Raw genomic sequence first — 25903 nt, 5'->3', positions numbered from 1 at the left:
TTCAAGATGATCTATTACTCGTCAACCTTGACTATTACGTGTCTTCCTCCGCCACCGCGACGAGCACCCCGGGTCCGACACCCGCCAGCCGGGCGACCTCGATCTGCTCGGGCGTCGGCGTCCACAGTGGCGGCTCGCCCTGGAACGCATACGCGCCGCCGACCACCCGGTCGAGGTAGTCGCGTGCCCACTCGAGCTCGCCGCGGAACCGCGCGCTGATCAGGCGAGCGACCTCGGTCGCGGTGTCCGGGGTGTCCTTCGCGTCGAGCATCTCCTCGACCTGCGTCGCCAGCACCGCGAGGTAGTCCTCGATGAGCCCGACGCGGGTGCGGATCGACGCGACGACCTCGTCGCGGGGGAGCGCGAACGCCATGTTCACCGCGGTGAGGAACAGCGTGGGGTCGTCCCTCGTGAGCAGCCCCGCGCGCACGAGGGCGAGGAACTCGTGCTCACCGGCGGCCGTGAGCCGGTACGTGGTGCGCGGCGGGCGGGGGCCGTCGGCGACCACGCCGACCTCCTCCAGGAGTCCCGAGCGGGTCAGGGACTTGAGCGCGTTGTAGATCGACCCCGGGTGCACGTGCGCCCACCTGTCGACCTCCCAGCTCACCAGCTCGCGGCGCAGGAAGTAGCCGTGCACGGGCTGGAAGATCCGCACGCAGCCGAGCACGAGCAGGCGCGTCGCGGAGCCCTGGGGCGTCGCAGGAGCGGACATGCGGCGATCCTGCCACGGGCCATGCACGAAGATGGGCAGCGTGACACAGCGCAGCGTCGTCCTCCTCGGGTCCACCGGCTCGATCGGCACTCAGGCCGTCGACGTCATCACCCGCAACCCGGACCGGTTCTCCGTGGTCGGCCTGTCCGCGGGTGGCGGGGATGTCGCGCTGCTGGCTCGGCAGGCGCGCGAGCTGGGCGTCTCGACGGTGGCCGTCGCGGACCCGCGGGCCGAAGATCCGCTGCGCGACGCGCTGCCRGGCGTCGAGGTGCTCGTGGGTCCTGAGGCGTCGAGCGAGCTGGCCGGCCGGGGCGCGGACGTGGTGCTCAACGGGGTCACCGGCTCTGTCGGGCTGGGCCCGACGCTCGCGGCGCTCCGGGCGGGCAGCACCCTCGCGCTGGCGAACAAGGAGTCGCTGGTCGTCGGCGGACGGCTGGTGCACGCCGCCCGACAGCGCCCGGACCAGATCGTGCCGGTGGACTCCGAGCACTCGGCCATCGCGCAGGCGCTGCGCGGCGGCACGCACCCCGAGGTCCGTCGGATCATCCTCACGGCGTCGGGCGGCCCCTTCCGGGGCTGGACGCACGACGACGTCAAGGCGGTGACGCCGCAACAGGCGCTCGCGCACCCCACGTGGTCGATGGGGCCGGTGGTGACGATCAACTCCTCGACCCTCATGAACAAGGGCCTCGAGCTCATCGAGGCGCACCTGCTGTTCGACGTCCCGGTCGAGGACATCACCGTCGTCGTGCACCCGCAGTCGGTCGTGCACTCGATGGTCGAGTTCGTCGACGGCTCCACGCTCGCGCAGGCGTCGCCGCCCGACATGCGGCTGCCGATCGCCCTCGGGCTGTCCTGGCCGGACCGCGTGGCCGACGTCGCGCCGCCCTGCGACTGGACCCGGGCGACCGCGTGGACGTTCGAGCCGCTGGACGAGCAGGTCTTCGGCGCGGTCCGGCTGGCCCGCGAGGCGGTCGCCACCTCGGCCACGCACCCCGCCGTCTACAACGCGGCCAACGAAGAGTGCGTCGAGGCGTTCCTCAGCGGCCGGATCGGTTTCCTCGACATCGTGTCGACGGTCGAGCGGGTGCTCGGCGAGCACGACGGCACCTCGCCCGACGCGCTCACCCTCGATGCGGTGCTCGCGGCCGAGACGTGGGCGCGAGCCCGGGCGCAGGAGATCCTCGCGCGCGTGTGAATCGCCGTCAGTGGCCCAGGACCTGGTCCAGCAGGCCGGTCAAGCGGCTCGGGCGGCCGGTGCGGGTCTCGGTGCGGTCCGCCCACGCCGTGGCCCGGCGGGTCGCGGTGATGCCGGCCCACCGCAGGGGCTCGGGCTCCCAGGCGGGGGAGCGGTGGTTCACCCAGGGGAGCCGGGTGAGGGGGCTCTCGGCGCCGGTGATCAGGTCGGCGAGCGTGCGGCCGGCCAGGTTGGTCAGCGCGACACCGTCGCCCACGTAGCCGCCGGCCCAGCCGATCCCCGTGTCGGGATCGAGACCGACCGACGGGTGCCAGTCGCGGTGCACGCCCAGCGGGCCGCCCCAGTGGTGCGTGAACTCGGCCCGGTCGAGCACCGGGAACAGGTCGACGAGCTCGCGCTCGAGGTGCGCCGCGGTGGACCCGGTGCGGTCGTACGCGGGCAGGATGGACGAGCCCAGGTGGTACGGCGCGCCGCGACCCCCGAAGGCGAGCCGGTCGTCGGTGGTCCGCTGGCCGTAGACGATGAGGTTGCGCGCGTCCGTGAACGTCTGCGCGCGGGCGAGCCCGATCTCGGCCCACACCTCGGGCGGCAGCGGCTCGGTGGCGACCATGTGCGAGTACACCGGGGCGACGTCGCGTCGCGACCCGGGCAGGTGGGCGCTCCAGGCCTCGGTGGCGCGCACGACCCAGCGGGCGCGCACGATGCCATGGTCGGTCACCACGGCGCGCGGCGAGAGTCGTAGCGCGCGGGTCCCCTCGACCACCCGCGCACCTCGCGAGAGCACCACGTCCAGCAGTCCGGCGACCAGCAGGGCGGGCTGGATCCGGGCACAGTCCGGCGTGAACGAGCCGCCGATGACGCCGGCGGCACGCACGTGCTCCTCGACGCCGGCGGCGTCCAGGAGGTGCGACTCGTCGTCCCAGCGGGCGTCCGTCGCGACGTCGGCCGCGACCCGCTCGAGCTGCGGCCCGTTGCGGGCCAGCGTGACGGTCCCGCCGAACGCGAAGCCGCAGTCGATCTGCTCGGCAGCGGCCACGCCGCCCACCTCGACCACGGTGTCCCGCATCGCGGCGCGCATCGCCGCCGCGGCGTCGTGCCCGTGCTGGCGGGCCAGCTCGTCGCCGGACAGCGGCAGCAGCGCCGAGCACCAGCCGCCGTTGCGGCCGCTGGCCCCGAAGCCCGCGAGCTCCGCCTCGACGATCAGCACGTCGAGCGACGGGTCGGCCTCGAGCAGGTAGTACGCGGTCCAGAGGCCGGTGAGGCCGGCGCCCACCACGACGACGTCGGCCTGCGCGTCGCCGTCGAGCGGGTCGAGCGGGTCGCGGTACGGGACCTGGTCGAACCAGAGGGAACCGGGGCCAACAGGGCTCACAGGCGCGCCCACGCCTCGGTCAGCACGCCGCGCAGGATGCCGGTGATCTCGTCGAACTCGGCCTGCCCGCACGTCAGCGGCGGCGCCAGCTGGATGACGGGGTCGCCGCGGTCGTCGGCCCGGCAGTACAGGCCCGCGTCGTACAGCGCACCGGAGAGGAACCCGCGCAGCAGCCGCTCGCTCTCGTCGTCGTCGAACGTCTCCCGCGTGACCTTGTCCTTGACCAGCTCGATCCCGAAGAAGTAGCCCTCTCCGCGGACGTCCCCGACGATCGGGAGGTCCAGCAGCCCCTCCAGCGTGCGCCGGAAGGCCGGTGCGTTCTCCTTCACGTGGGCGTTGAGGCCCTCGCGCTCGAACAGGTCGAGGTTCGCGTTGGCGACGGCCGCCGACACCGGGTGGCCGCCGAACGTGTACCCGTGCGCGAACGAGGCGTTGCCCTTCGCGAACGGCTCGAAGAGCCGCTCGGAGGCGATGAGCGCGCCGATGGGGGAGTAGCCCGAGGTCAGGCCCTTGGCGCACGTGATCATGTCCGGCACGTAGCCGAAGTCGTCGCACGCGAACATCGAGCCGATGCGGCCGAACGCGCAGATGACCTCGTCGGAGACCAGCAGGACGTCGTACTGGTCGCAGATCTCGCGCACGCGCTCGAAGTACCCCGGGGGCGGCGGGAAGCAGCCCCCGGCGTTCTGCACCGGCTCGAGGAAGACGGCCGCCACCGAGTCCGGGCCCTCCATCTCGATGGCCTCGCCGATGCGGTCGGCGGCCCAGCGACCGAACGCCTTCGGGTCGCCGCGGAGGTGCTCGGGGGCGCGGTACTCGTTGGTGTTGGGCACCTTGTGCGCGCCCGGGACCAGCGGCTCGAACTGCTCCTTGAGCGCCGGCAGGCCCGTGATCGACAGGGCGCCGTGCGGGGTGCCGTGGTAGGCGATCGACCGCGAGATCACCTTGTACTTGTTGGGCTTGCCGGTCAGCTTGAAGTAGTTCTTCGCCAGCTTCCAGGCGGTCTCGACGGCCTCGCCGCCGCCCGTGGTGAAGAAGACCCGGTTGAGGTCGCCCGGCGCGTAGGTGGCGAGGCGCTCCGCGAGGTCGATGGCCTGCGGGTGGGCGTAGGACCACAGCGGGAAGAACGCGAGCTGCTCGGCCTGGACCCGCGCCGCCTCGGCCAGCTCGGCCCGGCCGTGCCCCACCTGCACGACGAACAGGCCAGAGAGCCCGTCGATGTACTGGCGGCCCTGGTCGTCCCAGATGTGGTGGCCCTGGCCGCGAACGATCGTCGGGACGCCGTGGTCCCAGGAGCTCTGCCGCGTGAAGTGGCCCCAGAGGTGGGACCGGGCCGCCTCGGAGCGGTCGGTGCCTCGCGGAGTGGTGCTCATCGGGTCCCCCAGTTGTAGAGCTGCTTGCGCAGCCGCAGGTACACGAACGTCTCGGTGGTCCGGACGCCGGGGAGCGTGCGGATCTTCTGGTTGAGGACCTCGAGCAGGTGGTCGTCGTCCTCGCACACGATCTCGCACAGCACGTCGAAGCCCCCGGCGGTGATGACGACGTAGTCGACCTCGGGCAGCGCCGCCAGGGCGTCGGCGACCAGCGACAGGTCGCCCTCGCACTTCAGCCCGATCATCGCCTGCCGCGTGAACCCGACCTGCAGGGGGTCGGTGACGGCGACGATCTGCATGACGCCCGAGTCCGTGAGCCGCTGCACGCGCTGCCGGACCGCCGCCTCGGACAGCCCGATGGCCTTGCCGATGGCGGCGTACGGGCGCCGACCGTCCTCCTGGAGCTGTTCGACGATGGCCTTGGAGACGTCGTCGAGTGCCGGGTGCCCCGGTGCTGGTCTGCGTGTGCCCACCCGCCCGATGGTGGTCGGCCGTGCGCTGCAATGCAAGGAATCCGTTGCGACAGGCCGTGTGAACTTCTGATTTCGGCGTTCTGCACCCTCCGATCGGCCGAATGGCTCGTCGAGGGCTCCCGTGCGGTCCGGTTGCGGCGTAGCGTGCGGGCCACCGACTGTGAGGAGACTCCCGTGAGCCAGGCCACCGACCAGACGCTCGACCTGCGGAACGTGATCGGTGGCGTGCAGCGCCCCGCCGCGGACGGCCGCACGACGGCCGTCATCGACCCCTCGACCGGGCTGGAGTACGCCCGGGCGCCCCTGTCGGGGGCCGAGGACGTCGACGCCGCGTACGGCGCGGCCTCGGAGGCGTTCACGACGTGGGGCCGGACGACGCCTGCCGAGCGCCAGCTCGCGCTGCTCCGGCTGGCGGACGCGGTCGAGGCGCGGGCCGACGAGTTCGTCGCGGTCGAGTCGCGCAACACCGGCAAGCCGCTGCACCTCACGGCCACCGACGAGGTCCCGCCGTGCGTCGACCAGCTGCGGTTCTTCGCCGGGGCCGCGCGCGTGCTCGACGGGCTCAGCGCGGGCGAGTACATGGCGGGCCACACCTCGTGGGTGCGGCGCGAGCCGGTCGGGGTGGTCGGGCAGGTCACGCCGTGGAACTACCCGCTGATGATGGCGATCTGGAAGATCGCGCCGGCGCTCGCGGCCGGGAACACGATCGTGCTCAAGCCGTCCGACACGACGCCGGCCTCGACGCTGCTGCTCGGCCAGGTCGCTGCCGAGGTGCTGCCGCCGGGCGTCCTCAACGTGATCTGCGGCGACCGCGACACGGGTCGCGCGCTCGTCTCCCACCAGCGCCCCGACATGGTCGCCATCACAGGCTCGGTCCGGGCGGGCTCGCAGGTGGCCGAGGCCGCCGCGGCGAACGTCAAGCGCGTGCACCTCGAGCTGGGCGGCAAGGCCCCCGTGATCGTGTTCGCCGACGCGGACATCGCCGCGGCCGCCGAGGGCATCGCCGGCGCCGGGTACTACAACGCCGGCCAGGACTGCACGGCCGCCACCCGCGTGCTCGTGCACGCCTCCGTGCGTGCCGACTTCGTCGCGGCCCTCGCCGAGGCGGCGAAGGGCCAGCGCACGGGGAAGCCGGACGACCCGGACGTCGCGTTCGGCCCGGTGAACAACGCCGTCCAGCTGGAGCGCGTGACCGGCTTCCTCGACCGCCTGCCCGACCACGCGTCGATCGTCGCCGGCGGCCACCGCGTGGGCGACGCCGGCTACTTCGTCGAGGCCACGGTCGTCGACCGGCTGCGGCAGGACGACGAGGCCGTGCAGGACGAGATCTTCGGCCCGGTGATCACGGTCCAGACGTTCACCGACGAGGACGAGGCGATCAGGCTGGCCAACGGCGTGCGCTACGGGCTCTCGAGCTCGGTGTGGACCCAGAACCACGGCCGGGCGCTGCGGATGTCCCGGGCGCTCGACTTCGGGGTGGTCTGGATCAACACCCACATCCCGTTCGTGGCCGAGATGCCGCACGGCGGCTTCAAGCACTCCGGGTACGGCAAGGACCTCTCGATGTACGGGTTCGAGGACTACACCCGGATCAAGCACGTCATGTCGGCATTTGACGCGTAAGTCGACGGATACGGGACCCTCGTGTTCCATCCGTGCAACATTTTCGTTGCGGACGGGTGCTTTCACGACGGATTCCTTGCTGGACGGCTGTCTGTTTGCGAAGATCCACGGACTCCGCCGCTCCGGCGGCACCACCCGGCACCCTAGGAGCCCCATGAGCCCCCTCCGCCGACCGGCCCCGGCAGACCCGCGCGTGCGCGCGCTCGTCGCCCAGGCGAACCGGGCCCAGCTCTCACGGCGCTCGTTCCTGATCGGTGCACTCGGCACGGCCGGCGCGGGGGCGCTGCTGGCCGCCTGCGGCACGGGATCGCCGTCCGGAACGGCCCAGACCGCCAAGGACGTCTCGGACAGCGACAAGCTCGTCCGCTGGGCCAACTGGACGCAGTACCTCGACCAGGACGAGGACGGGACCACGTACCCCACGCTCGCCGAGTTCGAGAAGCAGAGCGGCCTGAAGGTCACCTACGCGGAGGACATCGACGACAACGACGCGTTCTACGGCAAGATCTCGGGCCAGCTGAAGAACGGCCAGGACATCGGCTACGACATCATCACCCTCACCGACTGGATGGCCGCGCGGCTGATCCGCCTGGGCTACACCCAGGAGCTGGACAAGTCCCGGATCCCCAACGCCGCGAACATCCTGCCCACCCTGGCGGACGTCGACTTCGACCCGGGCCGCGCGCACTCGCTGACCTGGCAGTCGGGCTTCGCGGGCTTCGCGTGGGACAAGGAGAAGGTGTCCGGCGGCGTGCACACGCTGAGCGACCTGTGGGCGCCGGAGCTGGCCGGCCGTGTAGAGGTGCTCTCGGAGATGCGCGACACGATGGGCATCATCATGCTCGACCAGGGCATCGACCCGTCGGGCGACTGGAGCGACGACGACTTCTACGGCGCCCTCCAGATCCTCAAGGAGAAGATCGACTCCGGGCACATCCGGCAGGTCCGCGGCAACGCGTACACGCAGGACCTCGCGTCGGGCGACGCGATCGCCGTCATCGGGTGGTCGGGGGACATCACGTCGCTCAACTACGAGGCGGACGACAAGTTCGAGTTCGCCATCCCGGACTCGGGCGGCACGCTCTGGAGCGACAACCTGATGGTGCCGGTCGGCTCGCCGCACCGGAGCAGCGCCGAGGACCTCATCAACTACTACTACGACCCGGCGGTCGCGGCGCAGGTCGCGGCGTGGGTCAACTACATCACCCCCGTCCAGGGTGCCCGCGAGGAGATGGAGAAGATCGACCCGAGCCTCGCGGAGAACCCGTACATCTTCCCGACCGAGGAGATCCTCTCCAAGGTCAGCGTGTTCCGGACGCTGACGCCCGACGAGGAGGAGCGCTACAACGGCGAGTTCCTCACCGTGATCGGCGCATGACCAGCACCACGACCGATGCCGTGGCGGACGCCGCGGCGGGTGCGGGTGGTGCCGCGCTCGAGATCGTGGGCGTGACCAAGGAGTTCGGCGCGTTCGTCGCGGTCGACGACCTCACGCTCACAGTCCCGTCGGGGTCGTTCTTCGCCCTGCTCGGCCCGTCCGGCTGCGGCAAGACGACGACGCTGCGCATGGTGGCCGGGCTCGAGCAGCCGACCGCCGGCACCGTGTCGATCGGCGGCCGGGACGTGACGGGCACGCGGGCGCACCAGCGCCCGGTCAACACGGTGTTCCAGAGCTACGCGCTGTTTCCGCACCTCACCGTCGGGGAGAACGTGGCGTTCGGGCTCAAGCGCTCGCGCGCCGACGACATCGCCCGCCGCGTCGCCGACGGCCTCGACCTGGTCGAGCTCGGCCACCTCGCCGACCGCAAGCCCGCCCAGCTCTCCGGCGGCCAGCAGCAGCGGGTCGCGCTGGCCCGGGCGCTGGTGAACCGGCCCGCGCTGCTGCTGCTCGACGAGCCGCTCGGCGCGCTCGACCTCAAGCTGCGCCGCCAGATGCAGCTCGAGCTCAAGCGCATCCAGACGGAGGTCGGCCTCACGTTCGTGCACGTCACGCACGACCAGGAGGAGGCCATGACGATGGCCGACACCGTGGCGGTGATGAACCACGGCCGGATCGAGCAGATGGGCTCGCCCGCCGACCTGTACGAGCTGCCGCGCACCGCCTTCGTCGCCAACTTCCTCGGCCAGTCGAACCTCGCGGCCGGGACGGTGACCGAGCGGCTGAGCAAGCGCGGTCTGCTGGGGGTCGACGTCCGGGGCACGCGGGTCCTGGTGCCCCAGGCGCGCGCCGTGCGGGCCGAGGGCGCCGTGCTCGTCGGCGCCCGGCCCGAGAAGATGCGGCTGCTCATGGGCGACCAGGCGGCCGACCCGAACGAGAACGTGCTCGGCCCGGGGACGGTCACCGACGTCTCGTTCATGGGCGTCAGCACCCAGTACCAGGTGGAGGTCCCGGGCCTGGGCACCTTCGGGGTCTTCGCGCAGAACCTGCTGGGCGGCGCGACGGTCGCCGTCGGCGCGTCGGTGCGCCTGGCCTGGGCGGTCGACTTCACGTTCGGGCTGGACGGCGCGCAGGCCGCCGACGACGGCACCGTCGACCTCGACGACGAGCTATGAGCATCGCCGCCGCGCTCGGGGACAGCGTCGCCAGCGGCCCGGACGGGCCACCGCCACGTCGCACGGCCCAGCGCGCCCACCTGTTCCTGCTCGGCCCCGGGCTGCTCTACCTGCTGCTCTTGTTCGTCGTGCCCGTCGGCGCGCTGCTCGCGACGTCGCTGTACGTCCCGGTGCCCGGCGGCGACGTGGGCCAGTACCAGCCGGCGCTCCACTGGCAGAACTACGTCGACGCCATCGCCCAGTTCTGGCCGACGATCCTGCGCTCGTTCTGGTTCGCGCTCCTGGCGACGGGCGCGGCGCTGGTGATCGGCTACCCGATGGCCTACGTCATCGCGGTCCGCGCGCGCGGGCGCAAGCTGCTGCAGGGTCTGCTGCTCGTGCTCGTCGTCGCGCCGTTCTTCACCAGCTTCATCCTGCGGACCATCGCGTGGAAGCAGATCCTCGCCGACGACTCTCTGGTGGTGTCGGTCCTGCACTGGCTTCACCTGCTGCCACCGGACGCCCGGCTCACGGCGACGCCGTTCGCGGTGGTCTGCGGCCTGACGTACAACTTCCTGCCCTTCATGGTGCTGCCGATCTTCGCGGCCCTGGAGCGGCTGGACTCCCGGCTCCTCGAGGCGGGCGCGGACCTGTACGCCTCGCCGACGACCACGTTCCGCACGGTCACGTGGCCCCTGTCGATGCCCGGGGTCGTCGCGGGCACGCTGCTGACGTTCATCCCCGCCGCGGGTGACTACGTCAACGCCTCGCTGCTGGGCAACAACACCAATACGACGATGGTCGGCCAGGTCATCGACGCGCGGTTCTTCAAGGTGCTGGACTACCCGACCGCGGCGTCGCTGTCCGTGATCCTCATGGTGGCGATCCTGCTGCTGGTGGGGGCGTACATCCGGCGCGCCGGCACGGAGGACCTGCTGTGACGGCGGTGCTCGAGCCGGTCACGACGACGACCCCGGTGCGCGGCGCCGCACCGCGCAGGAGGCGCCGGCGCCTCGGCGACATGATCGTGCCGATCTTCGCCGCGCTCGCGTTCGTCTACCTCCTCGTCCCCGTCGCCTACACCGTGGTGTTCTCGTTCAACGACGCGGGCAAGACGAACCTCGTGTGGCAGGGCTTCACGCTCGACAACTGGCAGAACCCCTGCGGTGCGCCGCAGGTCTGCGAGGCCTTCGCCAACTCCCTGCAGGTCGGGCTCGTCTCGACGCTGGTCGCCACCGTGCTCGGCACCCTCATCGCGATCGCGCTCGTCCGGTTCCGGTTCCGGGGGCGCGCGCTGACCAACCTGCTGATCTTCTTGCCGATGTCGACGCCCGAGGTCGTGCTGGGGGCCGCGCTGCTCGCGCAGTTCCTCTCCGTGCGGGTGCCGCTGGGCTTCGGCACGGTCGTCGCGGCCCACGTCATGTTCTGCATCAGCTTCGTCGTCGTCACGGTCAAGGCCCGGGTGTCCAGCCTCGACCCGGCGCTCGAGGAGGCCGCGGCGGATCTGTACGCCTCCCCGTGGCAGGCGTTCTGGCGGGTCACGTTCCCGCTCCTGCTGCCCGGCATCGCCGCCGCGGCGCTGCTCGCGTTCAGCCTGAGCTTCGACGACTTCATCGTCACCAACTTCACGTCCGGCTCGTACACGACGTTCCCGAAGTTCGTGTACGTGAGCGCGACCCGCGGGATCCCGCCGCAGGCCAACGTCATCAGCTCGTTCATGTTCGTCCTGGCCCTCGTCATCGTGGTGCTGGTCCAGGTGCTCGGCTACGCCCGGGGCAAGCGGCTCGGGGCACAGCGAACGACACAGTGAGGTCGGAGGCGGCACTCGTGCGGATCCTGGTGGTCGGTAGCGGCGGGGTGGGCGACGCGGTCGCCCGGATCGCCGCGCGTCGGCGGTTCTTCGAGCGGCTCGTGGTGGCCGACGTCGACCTCGGGCGGTCGCAGCGGACCGTCGAGGCGGCGAGCGCGCACGACGTGGTGGGCGGCCGGTTCGTCGCGGCGGTGGTCGACGCGTCGAGCGCGGACGCGGTGGAGGCCCTGGTGCGCGAGCACGCGGCGACGCACGTCCTCAACGCCGTCGACCCGCGGTTCGTGCTGCCGATCTTCGAGGGCGTGCGGGCCGCGGGCGCCCACTACCTCGACATGGCGATGTCCCTGTCGCACGCCCACCCGGAGCGGCCGTACGAGCTGCCGGGCGTGAAGCTGKGCGACGAGCAGTTCGCGCAGGCCGGCGGCTGGGCCGACGCGGGCCAGCTGGCCCTGGTCGGCATCGGCGTGGAGCCCGGGCTGTCCGACGTCTTCGCCCGGTACGCGGCGGACCACCTGTTCAGCGCGATCGACGAGCTGGKGGTGCGCGACGGCGCCAACCTCGAGGTGCGCGGCGACGACGGCGAACCGATCTTCGCGCCCTCGTTCTCCATCTGGACCACGATCGAGGAGTGCCTCAACCCGCCGGTGATCTGGTCAGCCGACCGGGCGGAGGCCGGTGCCGGGCTCGAGGACGGCTGGTTCACTGTCGCGCCGTTCCACGAGCCGGAGGTGTTCCGGTTCCCGGAGCCGATCGGCGACGTCGAGTGCGTGCACGTCGAGCACGAGGAGGTGCTCCTCATGCCCCGCTGGGTGGACGCCCGGAAGGTGACGTTCAAGTACGGGCTGGGCGAGGAGTTCATCGGCGTGCTGCAGACGCTGCACCGCCTGGGCCTCGACCGGACCGAGCCGGTGACCGTCCGCGGCGTCCCCGTGAGCCCCCGCGACGTCGTCGCCGCCGCGCTGCCCGACCCCGCGACCATCGGCCCCCGCATGACCGGGTCGACGTGCGCCGGCCTGCTGGTCACCGGCACCGGCAAGGACGGCGCACCCCGCGAGGTGTACCTGCACCACCTCGTCGACAACGCCTGGTCGATGGCCGAGTACGGCGCGCAGTGCGTCGTGTGGCAGACGGCCGTCAACCCGGTGGTCGCGCTCGAGCTGCTGGCGGCGGGCACGTGGGTCGGGACCGGTGTGCTCGGGCCCGAGGCGTTCGACGCCGTCCCGTTCCTCGAGCTCCTCGCCGCACCGACGCCCGAGGGCTACGGCTCGCCGTGGGGCCTCGAGGAGCGGGTCCCCTCGGCCTAGAGACCCCGGACCGCGTCCTCCAGGACGGTCAGGGCCTCGTCCAGCAGGTCGAGGCCGATGACCAGCGGGGGGAGCAGGCGCAGGACGTTGCCCCAGGTGCCGCAGGTGAGCACCAGCACGCCCTGGGCCGCGCACGCGGCGGCCACCCTCTGCGCGGCGGCCTTGTCGGGCTCGAGCGTGCCCGGCCGGACCAGCTCGAGCGCGAGCATGGCGCCCCGACCCCGCACCTCGGCCACCGCGGGCACGTCCGCGAACGCCGCGCGGAGCCGGGGGACCACCGCCGCCTCGATGGCGCGGGCCGCGCCGGCCAGGTCGTCGCGCTCGTAGATCTCGAGGGACGCCAGGGCGGCCGCGCACGCGATCGGGTTGCCGCCGAACGTGCCGCCCAGCCCGCCGGCGTGCACGGCGTCGAGCAGCTCCGCGCGGCCGGTGACGGCGCCCAGCGGCAGCCCGCCGGCGATGCCCTTGGCCAGCGCGACGAGGTCGGGGACGACGCCCTCGTGCTCGCTCGCGAACATCGCCCCCGTGCGTGCGAAGCCGGTCTGCACCTCGTCGGCGACGAACACGATCCCCTTGTCCGCGGCCCACGCCGCCAGCGTCGGCAGGAAGCCCGGTGCCGGCACGACGAACCCGCCCTCGCCCAGGATCGGCTCGACCACGAGGGCGGCCACCTGGTCGGCGCCGACCTGCCGCTCCGCCACGTCGATCGCGCGCAGCGCCGCCTGCTCGCCGGTCATCCCCTCGGGGTCCCGCAGCGGGTAGGACGCCGGGACCCGGTACACCTCGCCCGCGAACGGGCCGAACCCCGTCTTGTAGGGCATGGCCCTGGCGGTCATCGCCATCGTGAGGTTGGTGCGCCCGTGGTACGCGTGGTCGAGCACCACCACGGCCTCCCGGCCGGTCGCGCGGCGGGCGATCTTCACCGCGTTCTCGACGGCCTCGGCGCCCGAGTTCACCAGCACCGACCGCTTCTCGTGCGCACCGGGCGTGATCCGGGCCAGCCCCTCGCACACGGCCACGTACTCCTCGTACGGGCTGATCATGAAGCAGGTGTGGGTGAAGTCCGCCGCCTGCGCGGCCACCGCCGCCGCGACCTCCGGGGCGCTGGCGCCTACGGACGTCACCGCGATGCCGGCGCCGAGATCGATCAGGACGTTGCCGTCCACGTCCTCGATCACGGCCCCCGCGGCGCGCGACACGTACACGGGGAGCGTCGACGACACCCCCGCGGCCACGGCCGCTCGGCGCCGCTCGCCCAGGGCGAGCGAGCGCGGGCCGGGGATCGCCGTGCGCAGGACGCGCCGCTGCTCGAGGGGGTTCACGGGGGCGGAAACAGTGGTCATGGACGGACGCTATTGCGGATCTCGTGCTTCCGGAAGCGCCGGACCGACGAAATCCCACTACCGGCGTCGGCGGCGCGGCCGACGGCCGTTCGGGTGACTCGGGCACGCGTTCAGAAGGTTCCCAGGGTGTCGGGAGAGGATGGGCGCCGCGGGCCGTCGGTGGACCCGCCCCCGAACGCGCTCCGGCGCCGTGCGGGTTCCTGACGGAGGGGTAGATGGCGTACCTGATCGGTGTGCTGATCGTTCTCGCGGTGCTGCTCGCCTCGATCGGGCTCCACGAGATCGGCCACATGGTGCCCGCCAAGCGGTTCGGCGTCCGCGTCAGCCACTACATGGTCGGCTTCGGGCCGACGCTGTGGTCGCGAACCAAGGGAGAGACCGAGTACGGCCTCAAGGCCATCCCGCTGGGCGGCTACGTGCGGCTGGTCGGCATGTACCCGCCGGACGCCGCGGTGGGCAACCCGCCCGCCCAGTCGTGGCCCGGCCGGCTGGCCCGCGACGCCCGTCAGGCCAGTGCCGACGAGATCCGTCCGGGGGAGGACTCCCGGGCGTTCTACCACCTGTCGACGCCGAAGAAGCTGGTCGTCATGCTCGGCGGGCCGGTGATGAACCTGGTCATCGCGTTCGTGCTCATGACGATCGTGCTCGTCGGGTTCGGGCTGCCCGGCACGAGCACCACGCTCGAGTCCGTCTCGCAGTGCGTCATCCCCGCCAGCGCCGCGCAGGACCGCGGGTGCACCGCCGCCGACGAGGCCGCCCCCGGCGCCGCCGCCGGGCTCGAGCCCGGCGACACCGTGGTGTCGTACGACGGCACCGAGATCGAGTCCTGGGACCAGCTCTCGACGCTCATCCGGTCCACCGGCGAGGAGGCCGTCCCGGTCGTGGTCGAGCGTGACGGCGCCACGGTCGACCTCACCGTCACGCCGGTCGTCGCCGACCGGCCCGTGTACGACGAGAACGGCGAGGTCGTCCTCGGCGCGGACGGGCAGCCGGTGACCAAACCCGTCGGCTTCCTCGGCGTCTCGCCCGCGAACGAGCTGCAGCGGCAGTCGGTGCTCAGCGTGCCCGGCGTCGTCGCGAGCACCACCTGGCAGACCGTCACGGTCGTCGCCACGCTGCCCGCGCGAGTGGTCGACCTGGTCCAGGCCGAGGTGGAGAACACGCCCCGCGACGTCAACAGCGTCGTCGGCGTCGTCGGCATCGGCCGGTTCGCCGGGGAGATCGCCGCGAGCGACGCCGTCGACTGGCAGATCAAGGCGGCCTCGCTGCTGCAGATGCTCGCCGCGCTGAACATCGCCCTGTTCGTGTTCAACCTCATCCCGCTCCCGCCCCTCGACGGTGGCCACGCCGCCGCCGCCCTCTGGGAGGGCGGACGCCGACAGGTCGCCCGCCTGCGCGGTCTGCCGCGACCCGGCCCGTTCGACTCGGCCAAGCTCGTCCCGCTCGCGTACTCGGTGTTCGTCGTGCTCGGTGCGGTCGGCCTGCTGCTGGTGTACGCCGACATCGTGAACCCGGTGCAGATCTGACGGCGCCGTCGGGGACGACCCATGGTGATCTCGTGCACACGGGCCCGTGCGGACGGGCGGGCGACGTGCCGGGTGCGATGATGGCGACGTGAGCATCCCGATCAGCCTCGGCATGCCGGAGGCGCCCCCACTGGTCCTGGCACCCCGGCGCAAGACGCGCAAGATCAAGGTCGGCAAGATCGAGGTCGGCGGCGACGCCCCGGTCAGCGTCCAGTCCATGTGCACGACGCAGACCACCGACATCAACAAGACCCTGCAGCAGATCGCGGAGCTGACGGCGGCAGGCTGCGACATCGTGCGCGTCGCCGTCCCCACGCAGGACGACGCCGATGCGCTCCCGGCCATCGCCCACAAGTCGCAGATCCCCGTGATCGCGGACATCCACTTCCAGCCGAAGTACGTGTTCGCCGCCATCGACGCGGGCTGCGCCGCGGTCCGCGTCAACCCGGGCAACATCCGCAAGTTCGACGACCAGGTCAAGGAGATCGCCCGCGCGGCCACCGACGCCGGCACGTCGATCCGGATCGGCGTCAACGCGGGCTCGCTCGACCCCCGCCTGCTGGCGAAGTACGGCAAGGCCACCCCGGAGGCGCTCGTCGAGTCCGCCGTCTGGGAGGCGTCGCTGTTCGAGGAGCACGGCTTCCGCGACTTCAAGATCTCCGTCAAGCACAACGACCCGGTCGTCATGGTCCGGGCCTACGAGCTCCTGTCCGAGCGCGGCGACTGGCCCCTGCACCTCGGCGTGACCGAGGCGGGCCCGGCGTTCCAGGGCACTATCAAGTCCGCGACCGCCTTCGGCGCGCTGCTGAGCCAGGGCATCGGCGACACCATCCGCGTGTCCCTGTCCGCGCCTCCCGTCGAGGAGGTCAAGGTCGGCATCCAGATCCTGCAGTCGCTCAACCTGCGGCCGCGCAAGCTCGAGATCGTGTCGTGCCCGTCGTGCGGCCGCGCGCAGGTCGACGTGTACACGCTCGCCGAGCGCGTGACCGCTGGCCTCGAGGGCATGGAGGTCCCGCTGCGCGTCGCCGTCATGGGCTGCGTCGTCAACGGTCCGGGCGAGGCGCGCGAGGCCGACCTCGGTGTCGCGTCGGGCAACGGCAAGGGCCAGATCTTCGTCAAGGGCGAGGTCATCAAGACCGTGCCCGAGGCGCTCATCGTCGAGACCCTCATCGAGGAGGCCATGCGCCTCGCCGAGAGCATGGATCCCGTCGAGGCCGGCGACGGTTCCCCGGTGGTCACCGTCGGCTGACGGGGTGCTGACGCCCAGGTCACTCGATCGACGCGTCGCGACAGCAGGTGTTCGCGGCCCGGGTGGTGCAGGATCTACCCATGGTGCAAGACCGCGCTGCGCTGCTCGATGGTCGGGCCGGCGGCAGAGTTCTCGGCGACGTCGACGTCGCGAGCGCCCTGGCGGTCTGCGCCCGGGACGCCGTCGGGTCTGTGCTGGCGACCGCGCGGCTCGAGCAGGCGGTGGGCACGTCGCTGCGGGCGGCGGGCGGCTCCTTGTGGGGGTACGAGGAGGACGGTGAGCTCCTCGCCGTCTGCTTCGCCGGCGCCAACATGGTCCCCGTGGTGCCGGTGGACGACTCGCGGACCGCGAGCCGCGCGCTCGACGCCTTCGCCGGGCTCGCCCGCAGCCAGGGCAGGCGGTGCTCGTCGATCGTCGGCCCGGCCGAGGCCGTGCTCGGACTGTGGGGCCGGCTCCGCTACTTCTGGCCCGCCGCTCGCGAGGTCCGCGACGACCAGCCGTCGATGCTCATCGAGAGCGCCCCGCTTGTCACCGCCGATCCTCGCGTCCGCAGGTCACGGCCCGACGAGTTCGACGTGGTGCTTCCGGCCTGCGTGAGCATGTTCACCGAGGAGGTCGGCTACTCGCCGGTCAGCGGCCCCGGCGGGCCCTACGAGACGCGCGTCACCGGGCTCATCGCGCAGGGCCGGTCGTTCGTCCGCATCGAACCCGTCGAGCAGGACCGCCGGCTCGTGCGGCGGCCCTCCGGCAAGGTCGTGTTCAAGGCCGAGCTCGGGGCGGTCGCCGGGGGAGTGGCCCAGGTGCAGGGCGTCTGGGTGGCCCCCGACCGGCGAGGGGAGCGGATCTCCGAGGCGGGGATGGCGGCGGTCGTGCAGATCGCGCGCAGCGAGGTCGCGTCGCAGGTGTCGTTGTACGTGAACAACTACAACGCCCGCGCGCTCGCGTCCTACCGCGCGGTGGGCTTCCGTCAGGTCGGCACGTACGCGACGGTGCTCTTCTAGCGGGTCCCGTCGGGGTCGGCTCGGACCGGGCATGGTCCAGCCAGCCCTACCCCCAAGACGTGTGCATGCACTCCTGACCTGGGCCGCCGCGTCTTCAACGATGGACGCATGACGACTCATGACGGCCCGCTGACCCGAATCGCGACCTGGAGCGCGACGCACCGGTGGACCGCGATCGGCCTCTGGCTGGCGGTGGTCGCGCTGACGGCGGCGTTCAGCGTGCTGACGCCGACGCACGCTGCGACCCCCCTCGAGCTGGGCGTCGGCGAGTCGGGGGTAGCGGCACGCATCGCCGCCGATGCCGGGCACGTCGACCCCCTCGTCGAGAACGCGCTGCTCACGGCCCGCTCGGGCACCCTGGACGCGACCGACGCCGGCGCTGCGGCGGCCGAGCTCTCGGCCGGGCTCGGCGCACTGGCCGAGGTGTCCGCCGTCCAGGGCCCCATCGCGTCCGACGACGGTTCCGCCGTCCTGGTCCGCGCGACGATGTCCGGCGACCCGGACACGGCCGACGCGCGCGTCCCCGCTCTGCAGGCCGTCGTCGCCGAGGTCCAGGCGGCCCACCCCGGCCTGCGGGTCGAGGAGGTCGGACCGGCGTCGATCGATGCGCAGTTCCAGGAGTGGCTCGGGCAGAGCCTGGGCGGTGCGACGGTGCTCAGCGTGCCCGTCACGCTGGTGATCCTGCTGGTGGTCTTCGGCGCGATCGTCATGGCCGGCATCCCGCTGGTCCTTGCGCTGTGCTCGGTCGCATCCGGCCTGGGCCTGTGGGCGGTGGCGTCGCAGCTCATCCCCGATCCCGGCATGGTGCCGGACGTGCTCGTCCTGATGGGGCTGGCCGTCGGGGTCGACTACTCGCTGTTCTACCTGCGCCGGTTCCGCGAGGAGCGCCGCAGCGGCCAGGGCGAGGTCGACGCGGTCCGGATTGCAGCCCGTACCGCCGGGCACTCCGTGCTGGTGTCCGGCGTCGCGGTCATGGTCGCGGTCGGCGGGCTGTACGTCGCGGGCAACCCCGTGTTCTCCGCGATCGCCACCGGCGCGATCCTCGTGGTCCTGGTCTCGCTGGTCTCGTCGCTGACCGTGCTGCCCGCGCTGCTCGCCGTCGTCGGACGGTGGGTCGACCGGCCGCGGGTGCCGGTGCTGTGGCGGCTGGGCGGCGCCGCGCGGCAGCCCCGCGTCGTGCCGGCGGTCCTGCGCCCCGTGCTGGCGCACCCCGCCGTCGCGACGACCGCGTCGGTCGGGTTGCTCCTCGCGCTGGCCGCGCCGTTGCTGGGGATCTCGCTGCACAACTCGGGCGTCGCCGACTTCCCGCGGGAGCTGTCCACCATGCAGGGGTACGACCGCCTGGTCGCCGAGTTCCCGCAGAGCACGCCGGCCGGTGTCGTCGTGGCCACGGTCCCGGTGGGCGAGGAGGGCGAGCTCGCCACCCAGGTCGAGGCGCTGGAGAACGCGGTCACGGATCGGCCCGAGGCGTTCGCTGCCGGTGGCGATGCACCGTGGTTCTCGACGGACGGTCGCACCGTGGTCCTGCCCGTGGCCTTCGCCACCACCGACTCCGGGCCGGGCGCGGTCGACACGCTCCGCGACTCGCTGGTCCCTGCGACGCTGGGCTCGATCGACGGCGCCGACGTGGGCGTGGGGGGTGACACGGCGAGTGACGTCGACTTCACCTCGAACCTGGAGCGCGCGACGCCGATCGTGCTGCTCGTCGTCCTCGCCCTGACGTTCACGGTGATGCTCGTCGCGTTCCGCTCGCTGGCGGTGGCCGGCCTGACCGTGCTGCTGAACGTGCTCTCGATGGGCGCCACGTTCGGCATCCTGACCGCGGCGTTCCAGGGCCCGTGGGCGGACCCGACCTCACGGCACGTGGTCGCCTACATCCCGATGCTGGTGTTCGTGATCCTCAGCGGCCTCTCGATCGACTACCACGTGTTTGTCGTGAGCCGGGTCCGCGAGAACGCGATGTCCGGGATGTCGACGCGGGACGCCATCCTCGACGGGGTGAGCCGCACCGCCGGGACCGTCACCAGCGCCGCGCTCGTGATGATCGGGGTGTTCTCGATCTTCGCGGTGCAGAGCTACGTCGACCTCAGGCAGCTGGGCGTCGGGCTCGCGGTCGGGATCCTGCTGGACGCGACGCTGGTCCGGGTCGTGGTGCTGCCCGCGACGATGATGCTCGCACGCCGCCACCTGTGGTGGCCTGGCGACCGGTCGACGGCACCCGCGGACGAGCCCGACCGGGTGCTCGCGAGCGTGTGAGGGTCGGGCCGTCAGCGCAGCAGCCGGGACATCCGGCGGTCCGCCAGGGGCTTGCCGCCCGTCTGGCACGTCGGGCAGTACTGCAGCGACGAGTCGGCGAACGACACCTCGTGGACCGTGTCGCCGCACGGCACGTCGTTCCACCCGGGGCACAGCTCGCCCGTGCGGCCGTGCACCTTCATGCCGCGCCGCTTGGCGTCCTTGAGCTCGGTGGCGGGCTTGCCGGAGGCCGACTCCACGGCACCGGTGAGGACCTCGCGGATGGCCTCCCAGAGCGTGCGGGTGCGGTCCGCATCGAACGACTTCGTCATGGCGAACGGGCTCATCCGCGCCGCGAGCAGGATCTCGTCCGAGTAGGCGTTGCCGATGCCGGCGATCGTCCCTTGGTCGCGCAGCAGGCCCTTGACCTGCTGGTTGCGCGCGGCGAGCAGCTCGGCGAGCCGGTCCTCGGTGAACTCGTCGGAGAGCGGCTCGACGCCGAGCGTCGCGATCTGCGGCACGTCGGACGGGTCCTCGACGACGTGCACCGCGAGCCGCTTGCGCGTCCCCGCCTCGGTGAGGTCGAAGCCCGAGCCGTCGTCGAGGCGGACCCGCAGCGCCAGCGGCGACTTCCCGGGCCGCACCGGGTTGGTGGACAGCTGCTCGGACCAGCGCACCCAACCGGCGCGCGAGAGGTGCCAGACCAGGTGCAGGGGCTCGCCCGTCGGGGTCGCGACCATGAGGTCCAGCCACTTGCCGTGCCGCTGGGCGTCCACGACGGTGCCGCCGACGAGCGCGTCGGGCGGCGGCCGGAACGTCTTCAGCGCGCTGATCGCCCCGACCGACACCTCGGTCACGGCGTGGTCGGCCATCCGCCCGCGCAGGAACTGCGCGAGCGCCTCGACCTCGGGCAGCTCCGGCACGGTCCCCATCGTGTCCTACGAGGCAATCCCGTGCGAGCTACCGGGCGKGGACAACTACGCTCCTCCCTATGCTCATCCGCCTCTCCCAGCTCTTCTTCCGCACCCTGCGCGAGGACCCGGTCGACGCCGAGGTCGCCAGCCACCGGCTGCTCGTGCGCGCGGGCTACATCCGCCGCGCGGCCCCCGGCATCTACACCTGGCTGCCGCTGGGCCTGCGGGTGCTGGCCAAGGTGGAAGAGGTCGTCCGCGAGGAGATGACCGCGGCCGGGGCCCAGGAGGTGCACTTCCCGGCGCTGCTGCCCAAGGAGCCGTACGAGGCGACGGGTCGCTGGTCGGAGTACGGGCCGAACATCTTCCGGCTGAAGGACCGCAAGGGCGGTGACTACCTGCTCGCGCCGACGCACGAGGAGATGTTCACGCTCCTGGTCAAGGACCTGTACTCGTCGTACAAGGACCTGCCGCTGACGCTCTTCCAGATCCAGACCAAGTACCGCGACGAGGCCCGGCCGCGCGCCGGGCTCATCCGCGGCCGCGAGTTCATCATGAAGGACGCCTACTCGTTCGACGTCGACGACGCGGGCCTGGAGGCCTCCTACCAGCGGCAGCGCGACGCCTACCAGCGCATCTTCGACCGCCTCGGCCTCGAGTACGTCATCGTCGCGGCTACGTCGGGGGCGATGGGCGGCTCCCGCTCGGAGGAGTTCCTCACGCCGACCGCGATCGGTGAGGACACCTTCGTGCGCTCGCCGGGCGGCTACGCGGCGAACGTCGAGGCCGTCACCACGGTCGTCCCCGAGGCGGTGCCGTTCGACGACGCCCCGGCGGCCCACGTCGAGGACACCCCCGACACGCCGACCATCGACACGCTCGTCGCGGTCGCGAACGAGCGCTTCGCCCGGCCCGACCGCGCGTGGACTGCGGCGGACACGCTGAAGAACGTGGTGCTGGCGCTCGTGCACCCGAGCGGCGAGCGTGAGCTGCTCGTCGTCGGCCTGCCCGGCGACCGTGAGGTCGACCTCAAGCGCCTCGAGGCGGCTGTCGCGCCGGCCGAGGTCGAGGCCGCCGGCGACGCCGACTTCGCCCCGCACCCGGAGCTGGTCCGTGGCTACCTCGGACCCGAGGTGCTCGGCCCGAACGTCCCAGGTGCCGAAGGCACCAAAGACACAGAGCGCACGGCCATCCGCTACCTGCTCGATCCCCGGGTCGTCGACGGGACGCGGTGGATCACCGGGGCGAACGAGCACGGCAAGCACGTGTTCGACCTCGTCGCCGGCCGCGACTTCACCGCCGACGGCACGGTCGAGGCCGCCGAGGTGCGCGCCGGCGACCCGGCGCCCGACGGCTCCGGTCCGCTCGAGCTCGCGCGCGGCATCGAGATCGGCCACATCTTCGCGCTCGGCCGCAAGTACGCCCAGGCCCTCGGCCTGACGGTGCTGGACCAGAACGGCAAGGCGCAGGTGGTCACCATGGGCTCCTACGGCATCGGCGTGACGCGCGTGCTCGCCGCCCTGGCGGAGGCCAACAACGACGAGCGCGGGTTGGCCTGGCCGGCGCACGTCGCCCCTGCGCACGTGCACGTCGTGGCCACCGGCAAGGACCCGGCCGTGTTCGAGGCGGCCGAGGCGCTGGCCACCGAGCTGTCGGGCCGCGGTGTCGAGGTGCTCTACGACGACCGTCCCGGCAAGGTCTCGCCCGGCGTGAAGTTCGCGGACGCGGAGCTCCTGGGCGTCCCGCTGGTGGTCGTCGTCGGCCGCGGTCTGGCCGAGGGTCTCGTCGAGGTGCGTCCGCGCGTCGGCGGCACCACGGAGCAGGTCCCGGTCGCCGAGGCGGCGGACCGGGTCTCCGCGCTGGTCACGGAGCTGCTGACCGCCTGAACAGCACGCAACGTCCGAGCAGAGGCAGGCCCTGGCCCGCATCTGCTCGGACGTTGTCGTCAGCCGGTGGGCTGCTGGGCGCGCTCCGGGAGGCCCGGGAACGGGACCGGGGTCGCCCCCCAGGCGGCGGCCGCGTCGGTCGCGGCGCGCAGGCCGTCGATGAGCGTTGCCCGGGTCCCCGGGGGAGCCTCGCCGACCGCATTCGCATAGGCGTCGGCGACCGAGGTCTCGAGCGTGCGGGCCAGGGTCGTCGCGACGGCCGGGTCGTCGAGCCCCGAGGGGAGTGTGTAGGAGGCCCGCCGGGGGTCCTGCGCGGACCCGTCGATGCCGGCGGCGCCCGCCCAGGCCTCGCTGCGCGCGCGGTGCGTCGCGGCGGCTGCGGAGGCGGCGCTGCGCTGGTCGCCGGAGAGCTTGGCGGCGATCACCTCGAACCCGTAGCCGGCCTGGTCGTGCACGAGCGCGAGCGTCGCCAGCTCGTCCGTGCCCAGGCCGTCGACGCTGGCGCTCGGGCTGGGCGTCGGGTCGACCGGTGGCGCTTCGTCGGGGACCAGCGACGGCACCTCCGCGCCGGCGGCGCGCGCCAGGCGGGTCGCCAGCTCGCCCCGGGAGGTGGCGATCGAGGCGACGAGCCGCGCGAGCGGTCCGTCCGGGACGGCGTCGGCATCGGTCAGGGCGGTGCGGGTCGCGGTCGCGAGCTCCACCAGGACGTCGCCGACGGTGGCGGCCGCCGTCGTGGGTGAGCTGGTGGGGGAGCCGGTGGGTGCCGGGAGGCCCGAGACGTAGACGCCGCCCAGCTGGTCGGCGTGCTGCTCCGAGAACGCGGACACGTCGGCGAGGACGGGCGCGACCGGCTCCGCCGCGCCGTCGGGCAGCAGGGCGGCCGCCGCCGCGGCCTGCGCGAGGGCGAGCGAGTCGGCGACCGTGCGGGCGCGGACCTGCTCGACGGCATCGGGGCTGGGCTCGGTCGGAGGGGGTGTCTCGGCCCGCAGACCGCAGGCCGCGAGCGTGAGAACCATCACGGCCGCGGCGAGCGCGCGGACCAGCGGGCGCGCGAGATCCCGCGGGCTGGCAGGGTCGGGTCGCGCGCTCATCGCCGGTGATCCTGCCACGCCACCGGCGCGCGGCCGTCGGGCACGCGCGGACTCGTTACTCTGGACCCACAACATCACAGGGTCGCAACGTCGCTCGCCGACGACCCGCTGGACCGACAGGAGGCTGACATGGTCGCGCCAGCACACGCAGAGCGGGTCCGCCACGTCGTGGAGCCTGCCGTCGTGGCCGGGGGTCTCGTGCTCGAGGACGTCACCGTGCGCAAGTCCGGGACGCGTTCCGTCGTCGAGGTGGTCGTCGACGTGACCGAGGACGACGAGGGCGAGCTGGACCTCGACCGGGTGGCCGAGGCGACCCGCGCGGTCTCCGACGCGCTCGACGCGGCCGACGTGATCGTCGGCGAGTACACGCTCGACGTCATGAGCCCGGGCGTCTACCGCCCGCTGACGGAGCGCCGGCACTACACGCGCGCCGTGGGACGCATGGTCACGGTCACGCTGTCGGACGGCGCCAAGCTGGCGGGCCGGCTGACCGAGGTCGACCGTGCCGACCAGGCGGAGGGCGACGTGATCGTCGTCGTGCCGGTGACGCCGGGCCGCAAGGGCCGCAAGCCGGTGGTCGGCGACCCGGTCCGAGTGCTCCTGACCGAGGTGCGCGAGTCGCACGTCGAGGTGGACCTGTCGGGCATCGGCCCTGTGGACGTGGACCAAGACGAGAGCGCCGGCCACGACGCCGGACAGGAGAGCTGAGATGGACATCGACATGAGCACGCTGCGGCTGCTCGAGCGTGAGCGGGAGATCAGCCTCGACGTGCTGGTCTCCGCGATCGAGCAGGCGTTGCTGTCCGCCTACCACCGCACGCCGGGCGCCCAGACCCGCGCGCGGGTGGAGGTCGACCGCAAGACCGGGCACGTGACCGTGTGGGCGCGCGAGGCCGCGCCGGTCGGCGAGCCGGACGACGAGGGGATCTTGCCGCCGCCGGGTCCTGACGGTCCCGAGTACGACGACACCCCCGACGGGTTCGGTCGCATCGCGACGGCCACCGCCCGCCAGGTCATCGTCCAGCGCCTGCGGGACGCCGAGGACGACCAGGTGCTCGGTGCGTTCCGCGGCAAGGAGGGCGAGGTCCTCGGCGGTGTCATCCAGCAGGGCCGCGACCCGCGCACGGTGCTCATCGACGTCGGCGGGACCGAGGCCGTCCTGCCCGCGCACGAGCAGGTGCCGGGCGAGGAGTACGTGCACGGCGACCGTATCCGCGGCTACGTCCTCGAGGTGGCCCGCGGCCAGCGCGGACCCCAGGTGACCCTGTCGCGCACGCACCCGAACCTGGTGCGCAAGCTGTTCGCGCTCGAGGTGCCCGAGGTGGCCGACGGCACCGTCGAGATCACCGCGATGGCGCGCGAGGCGGGCCACCGCACCAAGATGGCCGTCCGCGCGACCGTCCCGGGCGTGAACGCCAAGGGCGCCTGCATCGGCCCGATGGGCGGCCGCGTCCGCGCCGTCATGGCGGAGCTGCATGGCGAGAAGATCGACATCGTCGACCACTCGGACGACCCGGCGGAGATGATCGGGCACGCCCTGTCGCCCGCCCGCGTGCTGTCCGTGACCGTGGTCGACGCCGAGGCGCGCGCCGCCCGGGTGGTCGTGCCGGACTACCAGCTCTCGCTCGCGATCGGCAAGGAGGGCCAGAACGCCCGCCTCGCGGCGAAGCTCACCGGCTGGCGCATCGACATCCGGTCCGACGCCGAGGTGCCCGAGACCGCCTCGCAGGGCGCGCGTGACGGTGCGGACGGCAGTGAGTGACCTCACGTGTGACGCCGTCGGGGGCTCGGCGCGGTAGACTGATCGCGGCTGGGCCGGATGTCCGGCTCCTCCCGTCGAGCCGGCGGACCCCACAGATGCAGAAGGATGTCTCTGGCATGGGTCCGGTGCGCACGTGCGTGGGGTGCCGAGCCACCGGCCCGAGGTCGGCCCTGCTGAGGGTGGTCGTCGCGAAGGACAGTGCTTCCGCACTCGTCGTGGACGTCGGTCGCCGGATGCCGGGCAGGGGGGCATGGCTGCACCCCGATCCTGGATGTCTCGAGAAGGCCGAACGCCGGCGAGCGTTCGGGCGTGCCCTGCGTGTTGCAGGGCAGCCCGATGCGAGCGCGGTCCACCGCCACCTCGAGCAGCAGGAGCAGGACGTCGTCGGGTAGTTCCCGGCGGCGAGGCCGATCGTCGATACGGAAAGCGGGTTGGAAGCCGATGGCTGCCCGATGAGCACGCACCGATGAGTACCCAGCGATGAGTACCCAGCACTAACGAC

At 72.6% G+C, this 25903-nt stretch carries 22 protein-coding genes; 15 read left to right on the top strand and 7 right to left on the bottom strand.

Features of this window, described 5'->3' with window-relative positions; all coding sequences use genetic code 11:
- Positions 1–34 precede the first annotated feature (34 nt).
- A complete protein-coding gene (locus tag AC1DYZ_RS16330) occupies positions 35–712 on the bottom strand; it encodes a PadR family transcriptional regulator (RefSeq protein ID WP_477066195.1) in 678 nt (225 codons plus the stop codon).
- Positions 713–743: 31 nt separating this feature from the next.
- On the opposite strand from AC1DYZ_RS16330, the gene dxr reads away from it, so the two are divergent.
- A complete protein-coding gene (gene dxr, locus AC1DYZ_RS16325; protein WP_477066194.1) occupies positions 744–1910 on the top strand; it encodes a 1-deoxy-D-xylulose-5-phosphate reductoisomerase in 1167 nt (388 codons plus the stop codon).
- A 7-nt stretch (positions 1911–1917) separates the two neighbouring features.
- Here the strand turns inward: dxr and AC1DYZ_RS16320 are convergent, their stop codons facing one another.
- From AC1DYZ_RS16320 to AC1DYZ_RS16310, 3 genes are read right to left on the bottom strand one after another with little or no spacing between them, the layout of a single operon-like run.
- A complete protein-coding gene (locus AC1DYZ_RS16320; RefSeq protein ID WP_477066193.1) occupies positions 1918–3282 on the bottom strand; it encodes an NAD(P)/FAD-dependent oxidoreductase in 1365 nt (454 codons plus the stop codon).
- Positions 3279–4655, bottom strand: a complete 1377-nt coding sequence (locus tag AC1DYZ_RS16315; protein ID WP_477066192.1) for an aspartate aminotransferase family protein — start codon at positions 4653–4655, stop codon at positions 3279–3281. The genes AC1DYZ_RS16320 and AC1DYZ_RS16315 overlap by 4 nt, the downstream gene beginning before the upstream one ends.
- On the bottom strand, positions 4652–5128 hold the full coding sequence (locus AC1DYZ_RS16310) for an Lrp/AsnC family transcriptional regulator (protein ID WP_456826596.1): 477 nt from the start codon (positions 5126–5128) through the stop codon (positions 4652–4654). Before AC1DYZ_RS16310 ends, AC1DYZ_RS16315 begins: the two co-directional genes overlap by 4 nt.
- A gap of 174 nt (positions 5129–5302) precedes the next feature.
- On the opposite strand from AC1DYZ_RS16310, the gene AC1DYZ_RS16305 reads away from it, so the two are divergent.
- The 6 genes from AC1DYZ_RS16305 to AC1DYZ_RS16280 all read left to right on the top strand — a co-directional run bounded on the left by AC1DYZ_RS16305 (position 5303) and on the right by AC1DYZ_RS16280 (position 12397).
- Positions 5303–6751, top strand: a complete 1449-nt coding sequence (locus tag AC1DYZ_RS16305) for a gamma-aminobutyraldehyde dehydrogenase (protein ID WP_477066191.1) — start codon at positions 5303–5305, stop codon at positions 6749–6751.
- Between the two features lie 154 nt (positions 6752–6905).
- Positions 6906–8129, top strand: a complete 1224-nt coding sequence (locus AC1DYZ_RS16300; protein ID WP_477066190.1) for an ABC transporter substrate-binding protein — start codon at positions 6906–6908, stop codon at positions 8127–8129.
- On the top strand, positions 8126–9304 hold the full coding sequence (locus AC1DYZ_RS16295; protein ID WP_477066189.1) for an ABC transporter ATP-binding protein: 1179 nt from the start codon (positions 8126–8128) through the stop codon (positions 9302–9304). Before AC1DYZ_RS16300 ends, AC1DYZ_RS16295 begins: the two co-directional genes overlap by 4 nt.
- The gene (locus AC1DYZ_RS16290; RefSeq protein WP_477066188.1) at positions 9301–10224 is read left to right on the top strand and encodes an ABC transporter permease; all 924 of its coding nucleotides are present in this window, start codon (positions 9301–9303) and stop codon (positions 10222–10224) included. The genes AC1DYZ_RS16295 and AC1DYZ_RS16290 overlap by 4 nt, the downstream gene beginning before the upstream one ends.
- An 80-nt stretch (positions 10225–10304) precedes the next feature.
- Complete coding sequence (locus AC1DYZ_RS16285; protein ID WP_477066211.1) at positions 10305–11093, top strand: ABC transporter permease; 789 nt, start codon at positions 10305–10307, stop codon at positions 11091–11093.
- Positions 11094–11110: 17 nt separating this feature from the next.
- Positions 11111–12397 (top strand): saccharopine dehydrogenase family protein, encoded by a 1287-nt coding sequence (locus tag AC1DYZ_RS16280; protein ID WP_477066187.1) that lies wholly within the window; start codon positions 11111–11113, stop codon positions 12395–12397.
- Here AC1DYZ_RS16280 and gabT read toward each other — a convergent pair.
- Complete coding sequence (gabT, locus tag AC1DYZ_RS16275; RefSeq protein ID WP_477066186.1) at positions 12394–13740, bottom strand: 4-aminobutyrate--2-oxoglutarate transaminase; 1347 nt, start codon at positions 13738–13740, stop codon at positions 12394–12396. The two genes, AC1DYZ_RS16280 and gabT, sit on opposite strands and share 4 nt — an antisense overlap.
- Positions 13741–13955: 215 nt before the next feature.
- Between gabT and AC1DYZ_RS16270 the strand changes: the two genes are divergently transcribed.
- The 4 genes from AC1DYZ_RS16270 (at position 13956) to AC1DYZ_RS16255 (ending at position 19772) form a co-directional block, all read left to right on the top strand.
- Positions 13956–15266 (top strand): M50 family metallopeptidase, encoded by a 1311-nt coding sequence (locus AC1DYZ_RS16270; protein ID WP_477066185.1) that lies wholly within the window; start codon positions 13956–13958, stop codon positions 15264–15266.
- 112 nt (positions 15267–15378) lie between these two features.
- On the top strand, positions 15379–16515 hold the full coding sequence (gene ispG, locus AC1DYZ_RS16265) for a flavodoxin-dependent (E)-4-hydroxy-3-methylbut-2-enyl-diphosphate synthase (RefSeq protein ID WP_456826627.1): 1137 nt from the start codon (positions 15379–15381) through the stop codon (positions 16513–16515).
- Positions 16516–16595: 80 nt separating this feature from the next.
- Positions 16596–17516 carry a GNAT family N-acetyltransferase gene (locus AC1DYZ_RS16260; protein ID WP_477066184.1) on the top strand — a complete coding sequence of 307 codons (921 nt, stop codon included), beginning with the start codon at positions 16596–16598 and terminating at the stop codon, positions 17514–17516.
- Between the two features lie 108 nt (positions 17517–17624).
- A complete protein-coding gene (locus AC1DYZ_RS16255; RefSeq protein ID WP_477066183.1) occupies positions 17625–19772 on the top strand; it encodes an MMPL family transporter in 2148 nt (715 codons plus the stop codon).
- 11 nt (positions 19773–19783) lie between these two features.
- Here AC1DYZ_RS16255 and AC1DYZ_RS16250 read toward each other — a convergent pair whose 3' ends face one another.
- Positions 19784–20674: an Fpg/Nei family DNA glycosylase gene (locus tag AC1DYZ_RS16250; RefSeq protein ID WP_477066182.1), complete on the bottom strand. Its 891-nt coding sequence runs from the start codon at positions 20672–20674 to the stop codon at positions 19784–19786.
- A gap of 68 nt (positions 20675–20742) precedes the next feature.
- Between AC1DYZ_RS16250 and AC1DYZ_RS16245 the strand changes: the two genes are divergently transcribed.
- Positions 20743–22548, top strand: coding sequence for a proline--tRNA ligase (locus AC1DYZ_RS16245; protein ID WP_477066181.1), 1806 nt, complete (start codon positions 20743–20745; stop codon positions 22546–22548).
- A gap of 59 nt (positions 22549–22607) precedes the next feature.
- Here AC1DYZ_RS16245 and AC1DYZ_RS16240 read toward each other — a convergent pair whose 3' ends face one another.
- On the bottom strand, positions 22608–23639 hold the full coding sequence (locus tag AC1DYZ_RS16240; RefSeq protein ID WP_477066180.1) for a DUF4439 domain-containing protein: 1032 nt from the start codon (positions 23637–23639) through the stop codon (positions 22608–22610).
- Between the two features lie 129 nt (positions 23640–23768).
- On the opposite strand from AC1DYZ_RS16240, the gene AC1DYZ_RS16235 reads away from it, so the two are divergent.
- The 3 genes from AC1DYZ_RS16235 to AC1DYZ_RS16225 all read left to right on the top strand — a co-directional run bounded on the left by AC1DYZ_RS16235 (position 23769) and on the right by AC1DYZ_RS16225 (position 25793).
- Positions 23769–24347 carry a ribosome maturation factor RimP gene (locus AC1DYZ_RS16235; RefSeq protein WP_477066179.1) on the top strand — a complete coding sequence of 193 codons (579 nt, stop codon included), beginning with the start codon at positions 23769–23771 and terminating at the stop codon, positions 24345–24347.
- A gap of 1 nt (position 24348) precedes the next feature.
- On the top strand, positions 24349–25401 hold the full coding sequence (gene nusA / locus AC1DYZ_RS16230) for a transcription termination factor NusA (protein WP_477066178.1): 1053 nt from the start codon (positions 24349–24351) through the stop codon (positions 25399–25401).
- A gap of 95 nt (positions 25402–25496) precedes the next feature.
- A complete protein-coding gene (locus tag AC1DYZ_RS16225) occupies positions 25497–25793 on the top strand; it encodes a YlxR family protein (protein ID WP_477066177.1) in 297 nt (98 codons plus the stop codon).
- The last annotated feature ends 110 nt before the right edge of the window (positions 25794–25903 follow it).

This window comes from Cellulomonas sp. P1_C4, assembly GCF_056406355.1.
The sequence above is the reverse complement of the archived record's forward strand: the minus strand, read 5'-3'. Positions and strand labels throughout refer to the sequence as shown.

Coding starts and splice junctions, on each gene's coding strand:
- AC1DYZ_RS16330 (WP_477066195.1), bottom strand. CDS start 712: ATGTCCGCTCCTGCGACGCCCCAGGGCTCCGCGACGCGCCTGCTCGTG.
- AC1DYZ_RS16315 (WP_477066192.1), bottom strand. CDS start 4,655: ATGAGCACCACTCCGCGAGGCACCGACCGCTCCGAGGCGGCCCGGTCC.
- AC1DYZ_RS16300 (WP_477066190.1), top strand. CDS start 6,906: ATGAGCCCCCTCCGCCGACCGGCCCCGGCAGACCCGCGCGTGCGCGCG.
- AC1DYZ_RS16295 (WP_477066189.1), top strand. CDS start 8,126: ATGACCAGCACCACGACCGATGCCGTGGCGGACGCCGCGGCGGGTGCG.
- AC1DYZ_RS16290 (WP_477066188.1), top strand. CDS start 9,301: ATGAGCATCGCCGCCGCGCTCGGGGACAGCGTCGCCAGCGGCCCGGAC.
- AC1DYZ_RS16285 (WP_477066211.1), top strand. CDS start 10,305: ATGATCGTGCCGATCTTCGCCGCGCTCGCGTTCGTCTACCTCCTCGTC.
- gabT (WP_477066186.1), bottom strand. CDS start 13,740: ATGACCACTGTTTCCGCCCCCGTGAACCCCCTCGAGCAGCGGCGCGTC.
- AC1DYZ_RS16270 (WP_477066185.1), top strand. CDS start 13,956: ATGGCGTACCTGATCGGTGTGCTGATCGTTCTCGCGGTGCTGCTCGCC.
- ispG (WP_456826627.1), top strand. CDS start 15,379: ATGCCGGAGGCGCCCCCACTGGTCCTGGCACCCCGGCGCAAGACGCGC.
- AC1DYZ_RS16260 (WP_477066184.1), top strand. CDS start 16,596: ATGGTGCAAGACCGCGCTGCGCTGCTCGATGGTCGGGCCGGCGGCAGA.
- AC1DYZ_RS16255 (WP_477066183.1), top strand. CDS start 17,625: ATGACGACTCATGACGGCCCGCTGACCCGAATCGCGACCTGGAGCGCG.
- AC1DYZ_RS16245 (WP_477066181.1), top strand. CDS start 20,743: ATGCTCATCCGCCTCTCCCAGCTCTTCTTCCGCACCCTGCGCGAGGAC.
- AC1DYZ_RS16240 (WP_477066180.1), bottom strand. CDS start 23,639: ATGAGCGCGCGACCCGACCCTGCCAGCCCGCGGGATCTCGCGCGCCCG.
- AC1DYZ_RS16235 (WP_477066179.1), top strand. CDS start 23,769: ATGGTCGCGCCAGCACACGCAGAGCGGGTCCGCCACGTCGTGGAGCCT.
- nusA (WP_477066178.1), top strand. CDS start 24,349: ATGGACATCGACATGAGCACGCTGCGGCTGCTCGAGCGTGAGCGGGAG.
- AC1DYZ_RS16225 (WP_477066177.1), top strand. CDS start 25,497: ATGCAGAAGGATGTCTCTGGCATGGGTCCGGTGCGCACGTGCGTGGGG.